Source organism: Streptomyces sp. NPDC005485 (assembly GCF_040606085.1).
In the GTDB taxonomy this organism is placed as follows: Bacteria; Actinomycetota; Actinomycetes; order Streptomycetales; family Streptomycetaceae; genus Streptomyces.
This window is the reverse complement of record NZ_JBEXDZ010000130.1, coordinates 1-20,853: the sequence shown is the minus strand read 5'-3', so window position 1 is coordinate 20,853 and position 20,853 is coordinate 1. Positions and strand designations below refer to the sequence as shown.

Sequence of the window (20,853 nt, the reverse complement as noted above, 5' to 3'; positions counted from 1 at the left end):
GGTGTGCTGCCCCCTCTTCTGTCAGGCATGGATTGGGAAGGATCCCTGGAACGCCAGGCGACCGTCAGCGGCATCGCCGATGCGGGAGAGGACTTCGTCGAGTGCGATGAACTCCTCCCATGCCTCCCGGCCGGTTTCTTCGGCCAGCCGGGCAACGACGAGGTCCTCCAGGTCGGAGACGCGCTTGTTCTTCCAGATCTTGTCGGCGAGGCTCACGAGGAGGTCCTCCAAGACGACACCAGGCTCTGTCCACGACGCGTGTGTCGCGGCGAAGCGGGCGAGCTCCGGGCTGACGCCGCGGCCAAGCAGAAGAGCCTGTCCAGCCTCCTCGTGCGCCGCACCGGGCCCAGAGAGCTCGGAGATGTGCACGGTCTTCCCGATGTCATGTGTCGCGGCGCCGAAGAGCACCGCCTCGCGGTCGAAGGGGACGGCCGGGTAGCGCCTTCCCATCCAGTCGACCAGCTGGTGTGCGACATCGTGGACGGCCCGCAGGTGGGCTGCCAGCCGCGGCGGACTTCCCAGCTCGATCAGGAGCTCTGCAACGCGATCGGGTAGCGGGCACAGCGGTGGGTCGACGGTGCGGCTCATGGCCCTCGACAAGGCGGTGTCGGTCGTCACCGCGTCAGGGTACTGACCGCGGCGCTCTTCACACCGCCGGCCCGAAGGGGCAGGCGTGGATACTGCGCCACATCGAACAAGCGGGACAAACCTGGATGCCGCCCCCGCCCCTGCCGGAGCGCCGTAAGGGTCCGTCACCGATGACACCGCGGCAGTGGGCCGGATTCGTGCTCGGGCGCTGGCCCGTCAGGACCCCTGCCGGACGCCAGCCGCTGCCCGCAGCGGCGAACGTCCTCAAGCCCCTCGACACCGAAACCGTCTGCGCACTGTACGACGAGGCACGACGGCTCCGGCTCGGCCTGGGCGGAGGAGAACCGTGGCTCCGAGCCCACCTGGATCCCGACGGCGTCCATTACCTGCTGCCGAACCCGGCGTCGTACTACTGGCCCGGCACCCCGATCAGCGATGCCGAGATCGGCTGGTGGCAGTGCACCGCGCTGCTGCGCATGCGCGACGGAGAGCAGGTGAGCGGCATAGTCGCCGTTCTCCCGGAGACCTTCACGGCGCTGCCCTCGACGCTGTCCCGGCGGCAACAACTTCGCCTTGCTCACCGCGCCCGATCCACCGAGCGCGACGCCTACCTCTGGGGCCGGGACCACAAGGCCGAGTGCACCCCGGAATTCTGCGGCTACGTCCCCGAAGCAACCAACAGCGCACCGACGACAACATGACGACCGCCAGCGACGACGGCAGCGGGTTTGACGGTCGACTGCGGTACGAGGTGACTGATCACAGCCCTGGCTACTGAGAGCTACTTGTCACTTCGCGGCAGCTTCGGGAGCACAGGGCCCATACAGCGCGCGCAGTGTGCGCGTAGCGGACCGGCGGCCGCGGCAGGCCCCCTTCCGCGGGATGCGGCGTGAGGGCCAGGCCGGCCCCGCCGCCTTGCGGATGCCCCGGCGGGCCGCGCCGACTCCCCCACCGGGCCCCGGTGTTCACCTCCACCGCGGGCGGCAGCCCAGAACGACACCGACACCGCCGGCACCGCCGGCACACCTGCGTCCGGGTCCGGCCCGCATGCGCCACGCGCCGTGCGTCGTACTCCGTGCGCGCACTCCGTACGCCGTGTGTCCGCGGCCCGCTGCCCCTTCGGTTCCGCACGGCGGGGAGCATTCCCGCCCCGCCCCGGCAGGTCGGGCCGTCGGCCCGGGGCGCCGGGCGCTGCCGTACCCGGCACACCCTCCCGGGCGGCGGGCACACCTCTCCCGTCCCGCCCTCGCCCCACCCTTCCCCAACGCGCCCCGGCCGGCGGCCTGTTGACTGTCCCCTCCCCCGCACACACGTCAGGCGGCCGCCGCGGCAGCGCCCCCTCCCCTTCCCCTTCCGTCTGCGCCGGGCGCGCCGGCCGGGGTGCGGAAAGCGGCTGCTTCGCAGGGGTTCTCGGAGAGGGAAAACAGCGGCTGTTGCCGCGGGTTGTCCTGCTGCCGGGTGCGGGCGCCGCGCGGCGGGTGCTGCGCGGCGGGGTCCGCCGGCCTGCGGTTCCAGTGCGGCTCCAGCGGTCCGACACCGATCCTCCGACAGGTGTTGCCAACATCTTGGCAAGGTTTTGCCACGTTGGAGCTGTTGCCGTAAGGAGCCCGTCGATGTCTCTCACCGGTCTCGTCGCACCCGACACCCGTACCCGGCCCGGCGCTGTGCCCGGCACTCCCCTGCAGGAGATCGTCTGCGGCCTGTTCGCCGAGGTGCTCGGTCTGCCGCGGCGCGAGGTGGCGGCGGACGGTGACTTCTTTGGCCTGGGCGGTGATCTGCTGGACGGTGCCCGGCTGCTGGCCCGCGTCCGGCAGGTGCTCGGCACCGAGCTGGACGCCGTCGCCCTGCGCCAGGCGCCCACGCCCGCCGCGTTCGCCGTGCTGGCCGGGGATGTGCCGGCCGCGCGCACCGGTCCCGGCGCCGCGGACAGCGACAGCGCGCTGCTGGCGCTGCGGCTGCGCGGCCCCCTGGACACCGGCGCTCTGCACCTGGCCCTGGCCGACCTGGGCCGCCGGCATCCGGCGCTGCGCCACTCCCGGCTGGGCGCGGCGGGCACCCGGCTGCGGGCGTCGGCCGCCGATGACCACCTGCTCGAACTGGCCCTGCCCGCCGATGCCGTGGACGCGTGGTCACTGCTGCCGCTGGCCGCCGGCCTCGCCCGCTGCTACGCCGTCCACGCCGCCGGCGCCGCCCCTCACCCGGCCGAGAATGCCGCGGAGCCCGCGCCCCGGGCGCTGTGCGGTGACCTGGCGCCCACCCCGCTGCCCGGCCGGCCGCCGCTGCCGCCGGCCGGGCGCGGCAGTGCGGGCCGCATGGAGCGGGACTGGGACGCCGGCCTGCACCAGCAGTTGGCCCGCTGCGCCGCCGAGCACGGCGCCAGCGTGTTCATGGTGGTGCACGCCGCGCTGGCCGCCCTGCTGACCCGGCTGGGCGCCGCCGGCCCCCTCACCGTCGCCGCGCCCGCCCCGGCCCGTCACACCCCCGCCCTGCAGCAGGCCGTCGGCGCGCACGCCCGCACGCTGGCCCTGACCGTGGATGCCGGCGGCGATCCCTCCTTCGCCGGGCTGCTGCACCGGGTGCGCGCCGCCGACCTCGCCGCCTACCGCACCCCCGACGCGCCGCTGGCCCGCCCCGGCGGCTTCGCCCTGACACTGCTGCCCGACACCTGCGGCGCGTTCGAGGCCGCAGGCCTCAGCATCCGGCCCGAGCCGGCTCAACTGCCGCAGCCCGCCGCCGATGTGGCCTGGGCGCTGAGCGAGCACCACACGCCCGACGGCCGGCCCGCCGGCATCACCCTGAGCACCACCTACTGCCACGACACCACCGGCGAGAGCGCCGCCGCCGCCCTGACCGGACAGCTCACCGCGCTGCTCGAGGCGGCCGTGCGCGCGCCGGGCACGGCAGTGAGCCGGCTGCCGCTGGCCGGGCAGCACCAGCCGGCCGGCGGCGGCTGGCAGGCCGGCCCCGCCCCCCTGCCCGCGCACACCGTGCCGCAGCTGTTCGCCGCCCAGGTGGCGCGCGCCCCGCACGCCCCCGCACTGCCCCACCTCACCTACACCGACCTCGACACCCGCTCCGACCTGCTGGCCCACGCCCTCATCAGCCACCACGCCGGCCCCGGCACCACCGTCCTGACCGCCCTGTCCTGCCCCACCGCCTTCGCCGTCGCCGCCCTCGCCACCGCCAAGACCGGCGCCGCCTGCCTGCCCGTCGACCCCGCCGCGGGACTGCCCGATGCCCCCCGCCCGGTGGTCCTGCTGCTCGACGACATCGCCGACCTGCTGCTGCCCGCCGTGCCCGGAGCGGCCCGGCTGGTACGGGACACGGCCGCCGAACTACGGCCCGCGAGCGGCCACTGGCCCGTCACCGACCACGACCGCATCACCCCGCTGCTCGCACGCGACCCGGTCGTGCTGGCCGCGGGCCGCGAGGGCACGGTGGCCATCGGGGCCGCACCGGTGGCCGCGGCAACCCTGGCCCAGCCCGCCGACGCCGCCTGGCTGGTGCGCGGCTACCCCGACGCGGACGCCGCACTGGACCTGCTGGGCGCGCTGGTGTCCGGGGCCCGGGTGCACGTGCCGGAAGCCGCCCTGACCCACGCCGTGCCGCACGAAGTGCTGCGCTGGCTGCGCGAGTGCGGAGCCCGCGCGGTACTGGGCGGCGCCGACGACGCCCTGGGCGCCCTGGTCGCACTGGCCCAAGCCGAGAACACCGTACTGACGGTCAGCGGGGGCTGGGCGGAGGGCCGCCTGCTGGTCGAACACACCCCCCACGGCCCGCGCCCCGCCCCCGGCTACGCCATCCGCATCCTCGACGCCCACCTGCAGCCCGTGGCCCCGGGCGCCACCGGCAGCCTCTACATCACCGGCGCCGGCACCGCCCACGGCTACCTGGGCCACCCCGCCGCCACCGCCGCACACTTCCTGCCCGACCCCCACCACCCCCGCCCCCACACCCTCATGTGGCGCACCGGCCACGCCGCCCACCTCGATGCCGCCGGCAACCTCCGCATCCACCACCACCCCGCCGCCGACGACCCCTTCACCGACGAAACCGCCACCTTCCACGTCCTCACCCACCCCCACGGCCACCACGCCCTGTGGCCGGCCACCGCACCCCTGCCCGCCGGCTGGCACCCCGCCCGCCCCCCCGCCCCCTACCCCCACTGCCTGCACCACCTCACCCGCCCCTGACCCACCCCCGCGCCTTCGCGTCCCCGCGTCCCGAGTTCCTGAGGAGCACGTCATGAACGCCACCCCGATCCGTCCCGCCGTCCTGCTCGTCGAGAGCAGCCGGGCCACCGCCTTCACCGACAGCCTGCTCAGCCGCGACGACGTGGACGTCGTCCTGCTGCGCTGCGACAGCGCCGCACTGAGCGCGGACTACCTGCAGCGCACCGCCCACGTCCCCACCTTCACCCTGGACAGCACCCAGCCACTGCTGGACGAAGCGGCCCGCTACCTGCGCTGGATGAAGGGCACCCGCAACCTGCCCCGGCCACGGCTGGTATGCGCGCTGCCGGAAGCACGGCAGACGGACACCCGGCGCTTCGCCGCCCTGGTGGACCTCCCCCACCTGACAGGGCAACAGGTCACCTGGATGCACGGCCGGATGACACAGCAGACCCCCACCACCACACCCGCCCTCGCACACGCCGCCTGAAACCCCGGCCCCGCCCAACAACGGGGCCCGGCACGGCAGCACGCCGGCCATGCGGCAGGTCAGGCGGGGCGGGGGCAAGCGTTGGCGGGAGTCTGGCGTGGGGGCCAGGCGTGGCGGGGGGTCAGGCATGACGGGGGGTCAGGTGCGGGGGAAGAGGGCGCCGAGCTGCCGGCGGACGGCGGCCGGGCCGGCCCTCACCGTGGCCGCGGCGTCGTCGGTACGTTGACCTCCTCCCCGACCTGAAGGACGGGGATTCCTTTTTCAGGTGGCTTGGCCGGTCGCCCGGTTGCCGGGTTCCTGCTTCACAGACCGGCTGATGCCGAGGTCTCCACAGGCTGACACCGCTAGTCCAGCGGCCTTGATGTTGATTGCGGCGTTCACGTCGGCATGCGCGGTGTGTCCGCAGCCTGCGGCTTTGCATACGAAGACCGCTTGGCTCTCGCGGTTTCCTTCGGTGACAGAGCCGCAGGCGGAGCACCGCTGCGACGTATACGCCGGGTTGACCTTCACCACGGCCGTGCCGGTGTAGCGGGCCGCTGAGGTGAGGGCGAGTTCGAGGCGGTGCCATCCCTTGTCGAGGATCGCCCGGTTCAGGCCCCGTTTCTGGGCCACGTTGACGCCCGGTCCGGCGATGGTGCCGGCGGCCGAGGCGGACATGTTACGGATCTTGAGGTCTTCGAGGACGACCAGGGCGTTCTTCGCCACGATCCGGGATGCGGTCTGCGCGCAGAAGTCTTTGCGCCTGTCGGTGACCCGGCCCATGATCCGGTTGATTGCCACGATCGCCTTGTGTCGGTTCGCTGACCCGCGTTTGGTGCGGGCAAGGCGTTTCTGCAGGCGCCGGTAGCGGCCGCTCTCGCCCTCGGTGATGAACTCGCGGTCGTGGAAATCCCCGTCCGAGGTGACCGCGGCGACCTTGACGCCACGGTCGATGCCTACGGCCGTGGCGGGCATCGCATGCTGTTGGGGGGTGACGGCCTGGTCGTCCACGAGGAACGACACGAACCAGTGTCCGGCCTTGCGGGACACCGTGGCGGAGCGGATCTCACCACCGAGGGGGCGCGACCAGCGCAAGCGGACCCATCCCAGCTTCGGGAGCTTTACCCGGCCCCACTTCCGGCCCAGGCGTTCCACCGTGATCAGGTTCCCGGCGGGGAAGCGGAAGGAGGGCGACCAGCGGGCCTTGGACCGCCACCTGACCTTGAACGTCCCGTGATCCCGGCACGCCCCATCGAGGTCCTTCAATGTCTGCTGCAACACGTGGGAGGGTGCGGCCTTCAGCCACTCGAACTCGCGCTTGGCTTCGGCCAGCTCCTTGCACTGCGGCGGATAGTTCATCCACCCGCCGCGCTGACGGTACTGGCGCCGCTGGTCGAGGCCGGTGTTCCACACCGACCGGCAGATGTTCCCGAACTCCTCCACCATCGCGGCCTGCTCGTCAGTAAGAGCAAGACGGTACCTGCGGCCAGACAGCACCGGGAACACCCCCGCCCCCTAAGCGAGTTGACCACTTGTAACATTAAACACGCAGGTCAGAGCAGTCTCAGGATGAGCTGACCCCGACCTGAAGGACGGGGCTTGCGCTCAAGATATTGGGTCAACACCCGTCAGCGTCAACCGTGTCGGCTGCGGGCGTCCCCGCAGCGTCTGCGGGCGTGATGCGCGCGGGCGCGGGAGGAGGGCTGCCGCGCCGAGCGTGGCCCGCCCCACTGCAGCAGTGCTCGAGTGCCGCCGGAGCGGCGGCAGGGCCCGCGGGGCTTCACCGCGGGGCGAGCCTACGGCACCGGCGGTGGGCAGCGGCGGCCCGCCGCGGGCCGCGGGCGGGTCCTGGGTCCGTCGTCAGGCATTCCTCAAGCGGTCCTCCAACGACTCCGGGCACCATCTCGAGCACCAAGCCGGCGGCGCCTCGCGCTGTCACGCCCTCGCCCGGGAGTCGTTGATGAAGCACTCGGTTCCTGCCCGCCGTGCTGCCTCCGTGGAGGGCGGCGGCCGGCCGGGGCCATCCCAGGACGGACCGCACGACGACGACATCGGATGGCCCCGAAGACAACCCTGACCCGCACCCGCACCCGCACCCGCACCCGCACCCGCACCCGCACCCGCACAGGAACGAGCCCCGGGGGCCGGTCGGCCGGGCCGGTACGCAAGCGCCCCGGGCGCAGGGGCCGACGGCGGCACGCCACGGCGCGGTGTGCGGCAAGGCAGCAGGGTGCGGCCGGCCCGCACTCGCGGCCGGAGGCACACGCCCCGGTGCCACGCCCGGCCCGCCCGGCCTTTGTCCACGCATCCGGCAGCCGAGGCCCACCGGGCCGCAGCGGCACGGGCCTGGCCGTGATGCCGTTACCGTCCGCCGCCCCGCACGGGGCCGGACGCGAACTCGCCTCCGCCCGCACGGTCGCGGCCTCCACACAGACCCTGCTTGTGCACCTGCCTGTCCGCCGCCCTGCCGGCGGGCCTGGTCCTCAACACCCCCCCGGCTGCTCCTGGGCGACCCGATCGCCACCCCCGTCTGGCCGCCCTCGCCGCTCTCGCGGTCAAGGAAGGCCGCGACGCCGGGCAGGCCCAAAGCCTGCGGCCGCCGAAGAAGAGTGCGTGCGGTTGCCGTCCCGGCTGCGACTGCCGCACCTGAGGAACCGCCGCCGCCCCAACCGCTGCCCCAACTGCTGCCCGCCCGGGCAACCAAAGCCACCCGCCCGGGCCCGGGTTCGCTCCTCGAGGCCGCCCCGCCCGCGCACCCCGCCCTCGCCTCCACTCTCCGCTCTCTGCTCCCCGGTCCTGGTGGTGGGATGCCCGGGCGGAGTGAGCGGGGTGCGCGGGCGGGGTGCCCGGAAAGCCGCGCCCGGGCGGCCGCCCGCATCCGCCCCGGGCGCCCGCGGCGTAACCGGATACGGGGCCGGGGGCGAAGACGGGGACCGGGGGACGGAGACGGGGACCGGGGGGCGGAATGCGGGTGGGCGGAAAGAATCCGGCGTTCTTCGCGGGTTTTCCGGGCCTGTGGCCGGGCCGCCATTCGGCCAATTTCCGGGCGGTTTGGGGAATTGAATCGGCCGGATTCCTTCGGCGGGCTGCCGGAGGGGGGACCCTACAGGCCACACGGCTGCTACCCCCCTAGCGGGCAGGCGCTCCCGGCCGCTGTTGTAGGGGGCGTTGCCCTGTTGCCACCCCTTGCTGCGGCGCCTCACGATGGATTCGATACGCGCGCCGCCGCAGCATGCCGGTAGCCCTTCCTTTTTTGTTTTCCGGTGCCGGCCGGATGATTGTGCGACGGGCGGCGGGAAAAGGGCCGGGAAAGCCGTGGGCAGCCCACGGGCTGGAGGTGCGTGTGCGTGTTCGACCGGTGCCCGGCCTGAGGATCGGCGTCGACGCGGACGGGCACCTGGACGTGGTGATGCCCCAGACTCTCCCGGCCCGCCGCTTCCGGTGCGGGCCGGTGGGCACGGCGATGTGGCTGGCACTGCGCCAGCACGACGGCGATGTGGCCGCCGCCGCCCGCATGCTGGCCGCGCTGTGGGACACCGCACCCGCCAACGCGCGCGCCGATCTGGACATCTGGGTGGAGGAACTGCGCGACGCGGGCCTGGTGCGCGCCGAACCCTGACCACCCTCCCCGCCCCTCCCCCGGCCCGACCCGATCCCCCCGGCCCGCGGCCCCCGCTCCCGTCTGCTGCCGTACGCCCGTACGCCCCCCTGATCGGCTGCTCCGCCGCCACTCCACCACCCTTATAGGCGCCGTGCGCAGGCTGGCGGAGGTTAGGGGTGGACCGGGCAGGACGGGGGGACTATGACGATGGTCGGTACGACAGCGGCGGTCAGGGCCTTGGACGACGCTCTCGCGGACTGCACCGCGGGCCAGTTGCGCACGGTGCTGGTGGAGGGGCCCACCGGGTGCGGCAAGAGTTCGGTGCTGCACGCGGTGATCGAGCGGGCCGGCGCGGCCGGGGCGGTGGTGCTGTGCGCGGTGGGCACGCCCGCCGAACGCGCGACGCCGCTGGGCGTGCTGCGGCAGCTGGCGGGCGGCGACCGCCGCCTCACCCTGCCCCCCGCACCGGCCGCACCGGCCGCACCCGCCGGGGCGCAGGACGACGCCACCGACGACGCCACCGACGGCGACGGCGGCGCAACAGCCGGGGCGGGTGCGGGGGCGGGGGTGCCGCGGATGGAGGACATGCAGGCGTTCTGCCTGCGGCTGCGGGAGCTGAGCGCGCAGGCGCCGGTGGTGGTGTGCGTCGATGACGTGCACGACGCCGATGACGCCTCGCTGGGCTTCGTGCAGTATCTGGCCCGCCACGCCCGGGCAGCCAGGATCCTGGTGGTCGTCACCGGCTGCCTGCACCACGAAAAGGCCCGGCACGCCTTCACCACCGAACTGATGCGCCAGCCCGCGTTCCGGCGGATCGTGCTGGGCCGGCTCACCCCCCAGCGGGCGGCCGCGCTCGCCGAGGCGGCCGGCCGGGGCGCGGACGCCGCGTTCCTGTACGAGACCAGCGGGGGCAATCCGCTGCTGCTGCGGGCCCTGCTGCAAGAACAGCCCTCCCCCGGACGGGAGGTGGAGGTGGGCGGCCCCTTCACGCAGGCCGTCGGCGCCTGCCTGCACCGGGCCGGGCCCCGCGCCCTGGCCGTCGCCCGCGCCTGCGCACTGCTGCAGGACGCCGCCGGCGAGCAGCAGATCGCCGAACTGCTCACGCTGACAGGGCCGGCCGTGGCCCAGCAGCTCGCCGCGCTGGCCGCGGCGGGCCTGAGCGAGGGGGTGCGGCTGCGCCACCCCGCCCTGCGCGCCGCGGTACTGCACGACACCCCGCCCGCCCAGCGGGCCGCGCTGCACCGCCGGGCAGCCGCCCTGCTGCACCGCCGCCGCCCCGCCATGGAAGCCGCCCGGCACCTGCTGGCCGCGGCCGCCTGCGAAAGCGGACCGCACACGGCCACCGCCGCCGAGACCGAGGTACTGTGCGAGGCCGCCGAAAGCCGGCTGGCCCACGACGACGGCGCCCAGGCACTGGCGCTGCTGGAACTGGCCCACCGCGGATGCGCGGATGCACAACAGCGCGAAGCGGTCGCCCTGCGGCTGGCCCGGGTGAGCTGGCGGGTCAACCCCGCCGCCGCCGAACGCCGCCTCGCCGGCCCCCTCGCCGCACTGGACGCCGGCACCCCGGCCGGCGAACACGCCCAGCCCCTGGCCCAGTTACTGCTGCTGCAGGGCCGGCTGAGCACCGCCGCGCACCTGCTGGGCGAACCGGACCCCACCACCCAGCCCCCCGACCCGGGCACGGAGACAGGCGCCTCCGCCCTGGACGTCATGCTGGACGCCGGGGCGCCGGCCGCCGAACGGCTGCTGCGCTCGGCCACCCTGACCGAGGCAACCCTGGGCTGCCTGGTCCAGGTACTGCACTGCCTGCTGTGGTCGGAACACCCCGAACGGGCCGTGCCCTGGAGCCGCGCCCTGGCCCAGGACGCCGAAGAACGCGGCGCACCGGGCTGGAGCGCGGTGTTCGCCACCGTGCACGCCCAGGCACTGCTGCGCCTGGGCGACCTGGCCGGCGCCTGCACCCTCGCCGAGAAGGCACTGTCACTGCTGCCCGAACGGCACAGCGGCGCCTTCCCCTACGCCGCCACCGCCGTCCTGGTCCGCGCCCACGACGCCATGGGCCACTACACCGAAGCCTCCCGCCACTGCGACCGGCCCCTGCCGCCCGGCCTGCTGGAAAGCCTGCACGGACTGGCGTTCCTGCGCGCCCGCGGCCTGCACCACCTCACCGGCAACCAGCCCCAGGCCGCCCTCGCCGACTTCCTGGCACTGGGCCGCATCCTGGCCCACCGCCGCCTGGACCGGCCCGCCTACCTGCCCTGGCGCACCGACGCCGCCCAGGCCCTGCGCGAACTGGGCCGCCCCCAGCAGGCCGAACGCCTCGCCCTGCAACAACTCGCCCTGCCCGACGCCCGACGGCCCTGGGTCCGCGGCCTGTCCCTGCACCAACGGGCCCTGGCCGCCGCACCCGGCGCAGGCAGCCGGCGCATCACCCTGCTGGAACAGGCCGTCGAGGAACTGCACCGCTCCGGCGACCGGCTGGCCACCGCCCGCGCCATGGCCGACCTCGGCCAGCACACCCAAAGCGAAGGCAACACCCCGATGAAAGGCACCGCCACCGTACGCGCCGCATGGAACCTGGCCCGCGAATGCGGCGCCACCACCCTGTGCAAGGAAATCCTGCCCGACGCCCCACTCGCCGACACCGTCCGCGGCCGCCCCCACGACACCACCGACGACCGCCTCGAACACCGGCTCTCCAGCTCCGAACAACGCGTCGCCACCCTCGCCGCCCAGGGCCTGACCAACCGGGAAATCTCCGCGAAGCTCTACCTCACCGTCAGCACCGTCGAACAACACCTCACCAAGGTCTACCGCAAACTCCACATCAGCGGCCGCGGCGACCTGCCCATGGACCTCGCCCTGGGCGGCCCCACCAGCCACACCACCACCCCCGCCCTCGCCCACCCCACCGCAAACATCTGAACCCCCCACCCCCGCCCACGAGTCGGGGAAGGAGTTAGGGGTGGCGGCAGGGTTCCCCGCCGCCCCCGCCCGGGCTTGGCTCAGAACAGACACACACGCACACGCACACGCGCACAGACGCGAGACGCGCAGACGCGCAGACGCAGGCATACGGACACACCAGCACGCGGGCACCACCAGCACACCCGGCACACCCGGCACACGGGCCGGTGCGGCCGGTGCGGCGACCAAACGACCGACCGACAGACAAACCCAGAGGAAAAGGTGGGGTCACCCATGGCGTGGGACCAGAACTTCGAAGAACTGCTGCGCGGCTACCTGCCCTTCCTCGACGAGGACGAGCCGCTCGCAGCCGACACCGACCTGCGCGACAACGGCCTGGACTCCCTCGGCGCGGTCGAACTGCTGGGCTCCCTGGAAAACGCCTACGACGTACGGTTCGTCGACGAGGCCCTGTCCCTGGACACCTTCGCCACCCCCGCAGTGCTGTGGGAAACCCTCACCCGGCTGCAAAGCGCCCACCACTGACCGACCACCAGCCACCAGCCCACGCCACACAGCCACCACGCCGCACAGCCACCACGCCGTACGGCCACCACGCCGTACGGCCACCACGCCACACGGCGCACGGCGCACGGCGCACGGCCACCGTGCCGGACGGCGCACGGCCACCACGCCACACGGCGCACGGCGCACGGCCACCGGCCGGCCGTTCACCCGGCGCCCGGCTGCGGGAGCGACTGCGGGCAGGGCGGGGCGGGGCGGGTGGCTGACATTGCGCTGACCGGCCGCTGACCGGCCGCCCGCCGGGCCGGCGGGCAGCGCGATACCCGGCCCGGCGGGCCGTGCGGCGGTGGCAGGGTGGCATTTCTGGGCAGCCGAGCAGAAGGACAACACCTTGATGGATCCGGCCCGTTGCACCCCGCCCGCCGACGGGCTGCGCCTGTATGTGTTCCCGCACGCCGGCGGCTCCAGCATGATGTTCCACCACTGGGCCGCCCGCTTCCCCGCCACCTGGGACGTGGTGGCCATCGACGCGCCCGGCCACGGCACCCGGTGGGGCGAGGAACCGCTCACCGACGGCGACGCCCTGGTCGGCCACCTCCTGACACGGCTGGGCCCCGACCTGGACGCCTCACCCAAGCCCTTCGCGTTCTTCGGCCACAGCATGGGCGCCCTCATCGCCCACGAACTCACCCGCCGGCTGCTCGCCCAGGGCCGCACACCCCCCCTCTGGCTGGGCCTGTCCGCCTGCGGCGCCCCCCGCCCGGGCAGCCGCCCCGCCACGGCCCTGCTGCACGAAGCATCCGACGACGAACTGCGCCAGCGGCTGGCCCAACTGGGCGGCACCCCGCCCAAAGTCCTCGAACACAACGGCCTGTGGGCATTCTTCGCCCCCGTCATCCGCGCCGACCTGCGCCTGGTGGCCAACTGGCAGCCGGCACCCGCCCCGCCGCTGCCCGCGACGGTGGCGGTATCCGTGTTCGGCGGCACCCACGACCCCGCCGCCCACCCCACCGACCTGGCCCGCTGGGCAGCCCACAGCGAACGCTACCTGGGCCTGCGACTCCTGGACGGCGGCCACTTCTACTTCCACCACAGCCTCCCCGCCCTGACCACCGCGATCATGGACGACATCCACACCGCACACCAGCCGGCCCACCCCGCCACCACACCGTAACCACCCCCACCCCACACCTGCCGGTGTCCCGGCCGCAGCCGCGGCCGGGACACCGGCAGGTACCAAGACAGGGACGGAGACGGGCACGGAGACGGGGACGGAGACGGGGACGGAGGCGGGTACGGAGGCGGGGACGGAGGCGGGGACGGAGGCGGGTACGGGTACGGAGACGGGGGCGGAGGCAGGGACGGGGGCGGGTGCGGGTGTGGGGGTGGGTCAGGCGGGCGGGTCGCCCACCGGATCGGGCAGCACCACAGGGCGGGCGGCCGCCCTGCTCCAGGGAAATCCGTAATGCAGATGCAGCACAGGATCCTGCTGGTCATCGGCCGGCACCGCGACAGCGGCCAGCACATCGGGCACCGGCTCCAGCTCCACAAACCGCCAGCGGCCACCCCGGTCATCAGCCGGCGGGCAAAACGCCCGCACCCCACGCTCGTCGTCCAACGTGAAACAGAACTCGTCGAAAGGCAGCCCCAGACCCAGACCCCGCGCCTTGGCATAGGCCTCCTTCAGCGTCCACAGCCGCAGCACCCGCCGCTCACGCAACCGGCCCGGCGGCGCACCCGCCACCCACTCCCGCTCCGCGCGCGCGAAGGTCTGCGTAATGGTCGCCAACGCCTGCTCATCACGGTCCAGACGCTCCACATCCACCCCGATACGGTGCCGGCGCACAATACCCAGCAGGTTGTAGCCACCCGCATGGGAAAGATTGAAGTCCAGATGCGCACCACCGCGCGGCAGCCCGCCCGGCGAAGGCCGCAAAAACGGACGCCCCCGCGAGGAACGCCAGATGACCAGGTCCGTCTCGGCAAGCCCGGCCTCCAACGCCAACGCCCGCCGTACCAACGTATGCGCCACCAGATACTGCCGACGATCACGCTCGAACAAGAACCGCCCACACGTCTGACGCTCCTGCTCATCCAGCCAGTGCGCAGCCAGCAAATCCGCCAACGCAGGCGCCAGATCATCATTAGGACAAATCCACAACTTCACCGGCGCCACCGGCACCACACCCCGCCCCGAACCGGCCACCGTCTCACCCACCACACCAGGAACAACAGCAGGAGCAGTGGCAGGAACAGCAGCAGGAGAGGTGGCGGGAACAGCAGCAGGAGGGGTGGCGGGGGCGACAGGAGGGGTGGTGGGGGCGGTGGTCAGCGTCATCGGACCGGCCCACCCGTCTCCTCGCCCGCCCACAACCGCCGGCGCAGCAGCACACTGGGCGGCAACGCCACCACACCCCCGCCACCACGGGCCGCCGCGCCCCCAGTGACATCGACACCAGCCAGCCACAACCGGGCCAACGCCTCCAGCCGGCCCGCCCGCCACAACGCCGCCACATAGTGCGCAGTCTCCGGCAAATCAGCCAGCAACACCGCCTCCGCCCGCGGGCTGCGCAAATCCGCACTGCGCACCCGCCCCACCACGCCCACACCACCACACCCACCGGCACCACCGCGGTCATAGCCACCGTCGCCGGCACCGTCATGCCCACCGTCGCGGCCGCCGTCACGGTCGCGGTCGCCGTCGTGCCCGCGGTCGCCGTCACGGTCGCGGTCGCCGTCGTGCCCGCGGTCATGCCCGCGGCCGGGGTCGTGGTCGTACTCGGGATCGTGGTCGGTGGTGGTGGCGAAGGCGGTGAGAGCGGCGGCCAGTTCAGCGGTGGTACGGGCGGTCACCGCCAGACGGCACTCCCGCACCGCACGGCCCAGCGCCAGCTCCCGGGCCACCTCGGCCAGCGCGAGCCCGCACCCGGCCGGCACGGTCAAAGCGTCGGCCAACCGCCGTGCAGTGGCGGCCAGATGCGCAGGAGTAGGCGCCGACAACAACACCAGTTCCTCTTCCAGCCCCGCCCGTACCCCCCGCCCTTCCCGATCCTGGGCTTCCCCCTGCTCGCCCCATCCCTGCCGCTGATGTCCCTGCCCTTGCTGTTCCTGCTGTCCCTGCTGTTCCTGTTCCTGTTCCTGCTGTTCCTGTTCCTGCTGTTGCTGTTGTTGTTGCTGTCTGGTGGGGCGGGGGGATTCCTCCAGCAGGACGTGGGCGGCGGTGCCGCCCGTGCCGCGGGCGCGGGCGGTGGCGCGGCGCGGCAGGACGCTGCCCGTCCCGTCGCGCGGCGCCGGCCAGGCAGCGGCCGGGGAGGCGGCGGGCACCGGCAGCCGGGTGGCGTGGTGCAGTTGCAGCACCGCGCGCAGCAGTGCCGCCAGGCCGGTGGCCGCCCCGGCGTCCCCCACCCCGGCCGCGGCGGTGGCCGCGCTCTCGTGCACCTCCACCTGGCCCGCCTCGACGCCCGCGAGGTCCGCGGCCCGCCGCTCCAGCCGGGCCTCCACCGCCCCGCCCAACCCAGCCGGCGCACCCGGCGCCGGAAAGCGGCCGGTGTGGGCGACCGCGCTCGCGCACACCAGAGCATGGACGGTGTCACCGGCCGCCTGCGCGGCATCCAGCGGCCGCAGCAGGATCGCCCCGACACCCTCCCCGCCACCGTGGCGGCCAGGATGCAGCCGCAGGTCAACAGCGCCGACCAGAGCAGCCGCGCACTCCTTCGCGCGCAGCGCGGCCAGCGCCTGGTGCACAGCGACCAAAAACGACGCCTCGGCCGCATCCACACACTGACTCGGCCCATGCACATCCAGCAGAGCGGACAGCCGGTTGGGCAGACTCCACACACCGCCCGCCCGCCCCGCATCCCCACCCGCCCCGGCACAGCCGTCAGTAAGCAGCGCATAATCGCCGGGGCCGGCCGCGACATACACACCCAGACTGCGCGGCTGCCCATCAGCCGCCCTCAGCCCCTCCAGCCGCGCCCCGGCATACCCGGCACACTCCAGCAACTGCCAGGCGCACTCCACGAAAAGGCGTTCCTGCGGATCCAGCAGAGCACCCTCAGCATCCGTCAACCCGAAAAACGCGGCATCGAACTCCTCAACACCCTCCACAAACCACCCCCGCCCACCCCCACCCCCGCCACCGGCGTCCCCGGCAGCGGGACGGCCGGCAGCGGCGGGGCGGCCGGGCGGCACCGGCCCCGCGCCCCCACGCTCCTGCAGCAGATGCTGCCACCACCCGCTGAGATCACCGGCACCCGGGAAACGGCCCGACACCCCGGTCACGGCATACCGCTCACCCACCCACCCCGGCCCCGGATCCGCTGTGCCGGCCCGCCCCGCAAGCGCGGCGGCCACCACCGGCACGGCACGCCCAACAGCCACAGCAGACCCAAGCGGTACGGCGGCCAGGGACAGCGCACGCGGAGCCGCTGAAACCGGCAACCCCGCCAAACCCGCTGCACCCGCCGCACCCGCTGCGCCCGGCAAGCCCGGCGGGGCCGGCGGGGCCGGCGGGGTGGTGAGAGGGGTGGCGGTGAGCAGGGCCAGGGCGTGTTCCCTTTCCAGGGTGCCGTTCTTGAAACGGGTCAGGATCTCCCGGCTGTCCATGCCTACTCCCTGAGGTCAGGCGGTCCGGGCCGCCAGCAGGGCGACCGCCTGGTCGACACTGAGCACGTTGGCGCGGACCGCGTCGAGCAGCACATTCAGCTCCTGCTCGGCCAACGGCGCCCGCACCGGCCCACCCTCCCCCGCCACCGGACCAGCCACCACGCCCGATACGACGCCGCCGCCAAGGCCCGCACCAATGGCAGAGCCGGTACCGGTACCGGTACCGGTACTGGTGCTGGTGCCAGGGCCAGGGCTGGGGTTGGGGTTGGGGGGTGTGTGGGCGATGCGGGCGGCGAGGTAGGCGGCCATCGACGCGATGTCGGGGTAGTCGTAGAGCACATCGGGCCGCTCGCTGAGGTGGTAGGCGCGGTTGATGCCCGCCACGAACTCCGCCGCCAGCAGCGAATCGATACCCAGGTGAGCGAAAGCAGCACCGGGATCGATCTCCCAGGCATCGCAGTGCAGAATCTGCGCCAGCTGCCCACACAGCACCTCCGCAACGGCCGCCTGCACCGACACCTCCCCCGCCACCGAACCCGGGCCCGAACCCGGGGCGGGGGCGGGGGTGTTCTGCGCGGCAGCGACATGAGCGGCCAGCGCGGCCGGAGTGGGATGGTCATAGAGCACGCCAGGAGCCAGACCGGTACCCAGACGGGCATTGAGCAGGGCCACGAACTCGACGCTGAGCAACGAGTCCAGACCCAGAGCCTGGAAAGGCTGGGCAGCGTCGAGGTGAGAGGGATCAATGTGCAGCACACCCGCCAGCGCGGCCCTCACCTCCCCCAGCACACCCGCAGCCGGCGCGGCAGGCGCCGGCTGCGGCACAGTCCACGGCTCGCTGGTCATGACGTGCCTCCCCGTCTCGGTACCCGTCACACAATCCACACCACGCCACACCACAGGCCCACCCCACCCCCACCCGCCTGTGGTGTCCGCCCCCGGCAGCCAGAAACCGGCGGGGACCGAAGGGACCGGGAGCGAAAAGCCGCCGGCCCCGGGGTGCCGGCAGCACCGCGGGAGGAGCGTGGCGTTTCCCGCCAGCCACGGTAGGCGGCCACCACCGGCGCCCCCACCCCTAACTCCCCCCAGAACAACCCCGCCCGCACACACATGCCAGGGCAAGCCGCCGACAGCGGCACGGCCACCGGTACCGATCAGGGCGAGCCGCCGAGGGCGGCACGGTCAGCGGTACCGATCAGGGCGAGGCATCCGGGGCGGCGCGGTGAGCGGTGCTGATCAGGGCGAGGCGCCGGCAGCGGCACGGTCAGCGGTACTGAGCAGGGCGAGGCATCCGGGGCGGTGCCAATCAGGGCGAGGCGCCGGCAGCGGCGCGGTGAGCGGTGCTGAGCAGGTACCGGCCCTGGACGAGATGGGTGGCCAAACTCCAGGCCGCCGCACCCGGATCATCACTGTCCAGCACGATGCGGCCCCCCGCGTCCCGGGTGAAACCGAAAGCACTGAACCGGCGCCGCATCCCGTGCCCCAGCGCCTTGGTGTAGGCCTCCTTCAACGTCCACAACTGCAAAAACCGCAGCGCACGCTCCTCCTCGCCCAACGCCGCAAGCTCGGCAGCCTCCGCCGCAGTACACACATGCGCACCCATCAGCTCCACCGACGGCCGCCGATCAGCAGGCTCGGCATCCACCCCGATCGGCCCGCTACGGCTGACACCCACCACGATCAAATCACCGGTATGCGCAAGACTGACGTCCACCCCCGCACCCAACCCACGCAAAAACGGCCGCCCACCCGGCTTGTAGCCCAGATCCAGACCAGCCGCATCAACCTGCAGGACAGCCGCCGCCGCGTACTTCACCACCATCCGCGACACCGCGAAACGATACCGGCCCTCCGCCGCGGCCTGCTGCCGGTAACGCGGCCAGTCCCGCCCCAACAGCGGCCGCAGACCCGGATCCGCCAGGACCGCAGTCAGCCACTCACCCCACGTCGTATGCACCACCACCCGGCCGGTGTCCTCCCACACCTCCTGCACCCACTCCCACGGACCCCCCGGACCCGCAGCATGCAACGGCGCCACCTCCCACCCACCCCCACCCGCACCCGGGACCCGGCCCGCACCCGCACCCGGGACCCGGCCCGCACCCGCACCCGGGTCCGGGTCCGGGTCCGGGTCCGGGTCCGGGCGGGCGCCGGGGATGCTCACCACGGCAGCGGCGTGGCATACACATCCACGTCCCTGCCCTGCCCTACACGGGCCGCCAGTTCCACCCACACACTCTCCACCGCACCCGCCGGCACCACCGACAGCAACGGCACACCCAACCGCTCCGTAATCCGCGACAAAGCCACCACCGCCCAACCCGCACCAGCCAAAAACCCGCCCCCGCCACCCACCGCCGCCTCCCGCACCCCCAACACCGCACCCGCCAACCCAAGCAACGCCTGCCGCTCAGCAAGCCCACACCCCACCGGATCCACACCACCCACACCACCCATGCCGGCGGCGGTGGCGGTGCCGGCAGCGGCGGCGGCGGCGGTGCGGCACGGACCCAGCAACACACGCTGCTCACTCACCAACCGCCGCGCCACCCGCCCCAGCGCCACCTCACCCTCACCCACCGCACCAGCCAACCGCGCAGCCGCACCACCCAGAACGGCAAACAGCACACCATCCGCACCCACCACCCCCACCGGCTCAACCGCCTCCACCGCCTCAACGGAATGCACAGATCCGGCGGGATCCGCGGGTGAGGCGGAATGCACGAGTCCGGCGGGACGCACGGGTCCGGCGGAGTGCACGGGTCCGGCGGGCGGCAGCGGGTGCCGGGCCGGGGTGGTCACGGGCGGGGACACCGCCCTCGCCCGCGGTGCGGGTGTGACAGGGGGTGTGGCGGGGTGCGGGAGGGCTGACGTGCCGGCCGGTGCGTTCTGCTCGCCGAGGCGGAAGAGGGCACCGTCCACGGCGCGTTCACCCCGCACAGCGGCATCGGCCAGCGCCGGCAGACAGGACACCAACCGCGCCAGGCGACGCGCCGTATCCGCAGGGCCGGCCCCGACGCCGGGCAGATCACCCCACACCTTGTCCAAAGTACGCCGCTGCGCCGACGACGCCGCACAGCCATTCTCATTCAAAACCAGCTCGAGATCCTCCAGACCCTCACCGATCAGATGCGGCACAAGATAGCCCGTCAACGCACCCAGCACCGGCGCACCACCAGGCCGGCCCAGCGCACGCAACGCCACCCCGGTCAGACACTCACACGCCAGCAACTCCGCGAACAACGCAGCCAACACACCCTGCCACTGCCGCACCGCCGCACCGCCCCGGGCAGCAACCACCCCCACCGCCGCCCGCAACACCGTCCCCGCCGCCGCACTCACCACAGCCGCCGTCAACACCCCCCGCGCACCAGGCCGACACAAAACATCCGCCACACCCGACTGCGGAACGCCATACACCACACCCGACTGCGGAACGCCATACGGCACAGCCGACTGCGGGGTGCTCAGCGGGGCGACACCCACCGCATACCCCAGCGCCACATCCCGGCGCAAAACCGGACGCAACGCACGCACATACTCCTCAGCCGTGGTGAACTGCCCGCCCTGCGCGGCACTCACACATTCACCGGCAGTGCCCGCCAGCCGCAACAACTCCAACGTGGCCACCGGCGGCCCACCCGCCGCCAGAGCACACAGACTGTGCACGCCACCATCCAGCCAGGGATCACCCAGCAACATCTCCAACCGCGCCGCACGCACCACCCCAGCCCCGCTGATAACCATCACCCACTCCCTTCCACCCACACCTACAACCCTGCCTACATCCACACCTACATCCACACCAACAACCGCGCCTGCATCCACGACCCGGCCACGGTGCGCCCGCCGGGCCCCCGCGAACTACCCAGCGCCCTCCATACCCCCGACACAACCGAGCACTCACAACCCCCCCCCCCCGCCCCCCCCCCCCCCCCCCCCCCCCCGCCGAGGGCGCTGTCGCCCACCAGGAGACGGGCACA

General features: G+C 73.5%; 14 protein-coding genes. 7 read left to right on the top strand and 7 right to left on the bottom strand.

Going from position 1 to position 20,853, the window contains the following annotated elements:
• Nucleotides 1–21 precede the first annotated feature (21 nt).
• Entirely contained in the window at nt 22–588 is a 567-nt protein-coding gene (locus ABZS97_RS32840; protein ID WP_356143702.1) for an HD domain-containing protein, read from the bottom strand.
• A gap of 170 nt (nt 589–758) precedes the next feature.
• Here ABZS97_RS32840 and ABZS97_RS32835 point away from each other — a divergent pair, with 170 nt between their 5' ends.
• The 3 genes from ABZS97_RS32835 (at nt 759) to ABZS97_RS32825 (ending at nt 5,250) form a co-directional block, all read left to right on the top strand.
• Complete coding sequence (locus ABZS97_RS32835) at nt 759–1,289, top strand: hypothetical protein (protein ID WP_356143691.1); 531 nt, start codon at nt 759–761, stop codon at nt 1,287–1,289.
• Nucleotides 1,290–2,201: 912 nt separating this feature from the next.
• Nucleotides 2,202–4,781, top strand: coding sequence for an AMP-binding protein (locus ABZS97_RS32830; protein ID WP_356143689.1), 2,580 nt, complete (start codon nt 2,202–2,204; stop codon nt 4,779–4,781).
• Nucleotides 4,782–4,833: 52 nt separating this feature from the next.
• On the top strand, nt 4,834–5,250 hold the full coding sequence (locus ABZS97_RS32825; protein WP_356143687.1) for a hypothetical protein: 417 nt from the start codon (nt 4,834–4,836) through the stop codon (nt 5,248–5,250).
• A gap of 261 nt (nt 5,251–5,511) precedes the next feature.
• On the opposite strand, the gene ABZS97_RS32820 is transcribed toward ABZS97_RS32825, so the two are convergent.
• Entirely contained in the window at nt 5,512–6,735 is a 1,224-nt protein-coding gene (locus ABZS97_RS32820; protein WP_356143685.1) for a transposase, read from the bottom strand.
• A gap of 1,837 nt (nt 6,736–8,572) precedes the next feature.
• Here ABZS97_RS32820 and ABZS97_RS32815 point away from each other — a divergent pair.
• The 4 genes from ABZS97_RS32815 to ABZS97_RS32800 all read left to right on the top strand — a co-directional run bounded on the left by ABZS97_RS32815 (nt 8,573) and on the right by ABZS97_RS32800 (nt 13,439).
• On the top strand, nt 8,573–8,848 hold the full coding sequence (locus ABZS97_RS32815) for a PqqD family peptide modification chaperone (RefSeq protein WP_356143683.1): 276 nt from the start codon (nt 8,573–8,575) through the stop codon (nt 8,846–8,848).
• A 183-nt stretch (nt 8,849–9,031) separates the two neighbouring features.
• Entirely contained in the window at nt 9,032–11,758 is a 2,727-nt protein-coding gene (locus tag ABZS97_RS32810; RefSeq protein WP_356143681.1) for a LuxR family transcriptional regulator, read from the top strand.
• Nucleotides 11,759–12,034: 276 nt separating this feature from the next.
• A complete protein-coding gene (locus ABZS97_RS32805; RefSeq protein WP_356143679.1) occupies nt 12,035–12,286 on the top strand; it encodes a phosphopantetheine-binding protein in 252 nt (83 codons plus the stop codon).
• A gap of 325 nt (nt 12,287–12,611) precedes the next feature.
• A complete protein-coding gene (locus ABZS97_RS32800; protein ID WP_356143677.1) occupies nt 12,612–13,439 on the top strand; it encodes an alpha/beta fold hydrolase in 828 nt (275 codons plus the stop codon).
• Between the two features lie 216 nt (nt 13,440–13,655).
• Here the strand turns inward: ABZS97_RS32800 and ABZS97_RS32795 are convergent, their stop codons facing one another.
• The 5 genes from ABZS97_RS32795 to ABZS97_RS32775 form a co-directional block, all read right to left on the bottom strand.
• Nucleotides 13,656–14,603: a 4'-phosphopantetheinyl transferase superfamily protein gene (locus ABZS97_RS32795; RefSeq protein ID WP_356143675.1), complete on the bottom strand. Its 948-nt coding sequence runs from the start codon at nt 14,601–14,603 to the stop codon at nt 13,656–13,658.
• Entirely contained in the window at nt 14,600–16,870 is a 2,271-nt protein-coding gene (locus ABZS97_RS32790; RefSeq protein WP_356143673.1) for a polyketide synthase, read from the bottom strand. The genes ABZS97_RS32795 and ABZS97_RS32790 overlap by 4 nt, the downstream gene beginning before the upstream one ends.
• A gap of 15 nt (nt 16,871–16,885) precedes the next feature.
• Entirely contained in the window at nt 16,886–17,716 is an 831-nt protein-coding gene (locus ABZS97_RS32785) for a phosphopantetheine-binding protein (RefSeq protein ID WP_356143671.1), read from the bottom strand.
• A 460-nt stretch (nt 17,717–18,176) separates the two neighbouring features.
• Nucleotides 18,177–18,863: a 4'-phosphopantetheinyl transferase superfamily protein gene (locus ABZS97_RS32780; RefSeq protein ID WP_356143669.1), complete on the bottom strand. Its 687-nt coding sequence runs from the start codon at nt 18,861–18,863 to the stop codon at nt 18,177–18,179.
• Between the two features lie 167 nt (nt 18,864–19,030).
• Nucleotides 19,031–20,617 (bottom strand): hypothetical protein, encoded by a 1,587-nt coding sequence (locus ABZS97_RS32775; RefSeq protein ID WP_356143667.1) that lies wholly within the window; start codon nt 20,615–20,617, stop codon nt 19,031–19,033.
• Nucleotides 20,618–20,853: the final 236 nt, after the last annotated feature.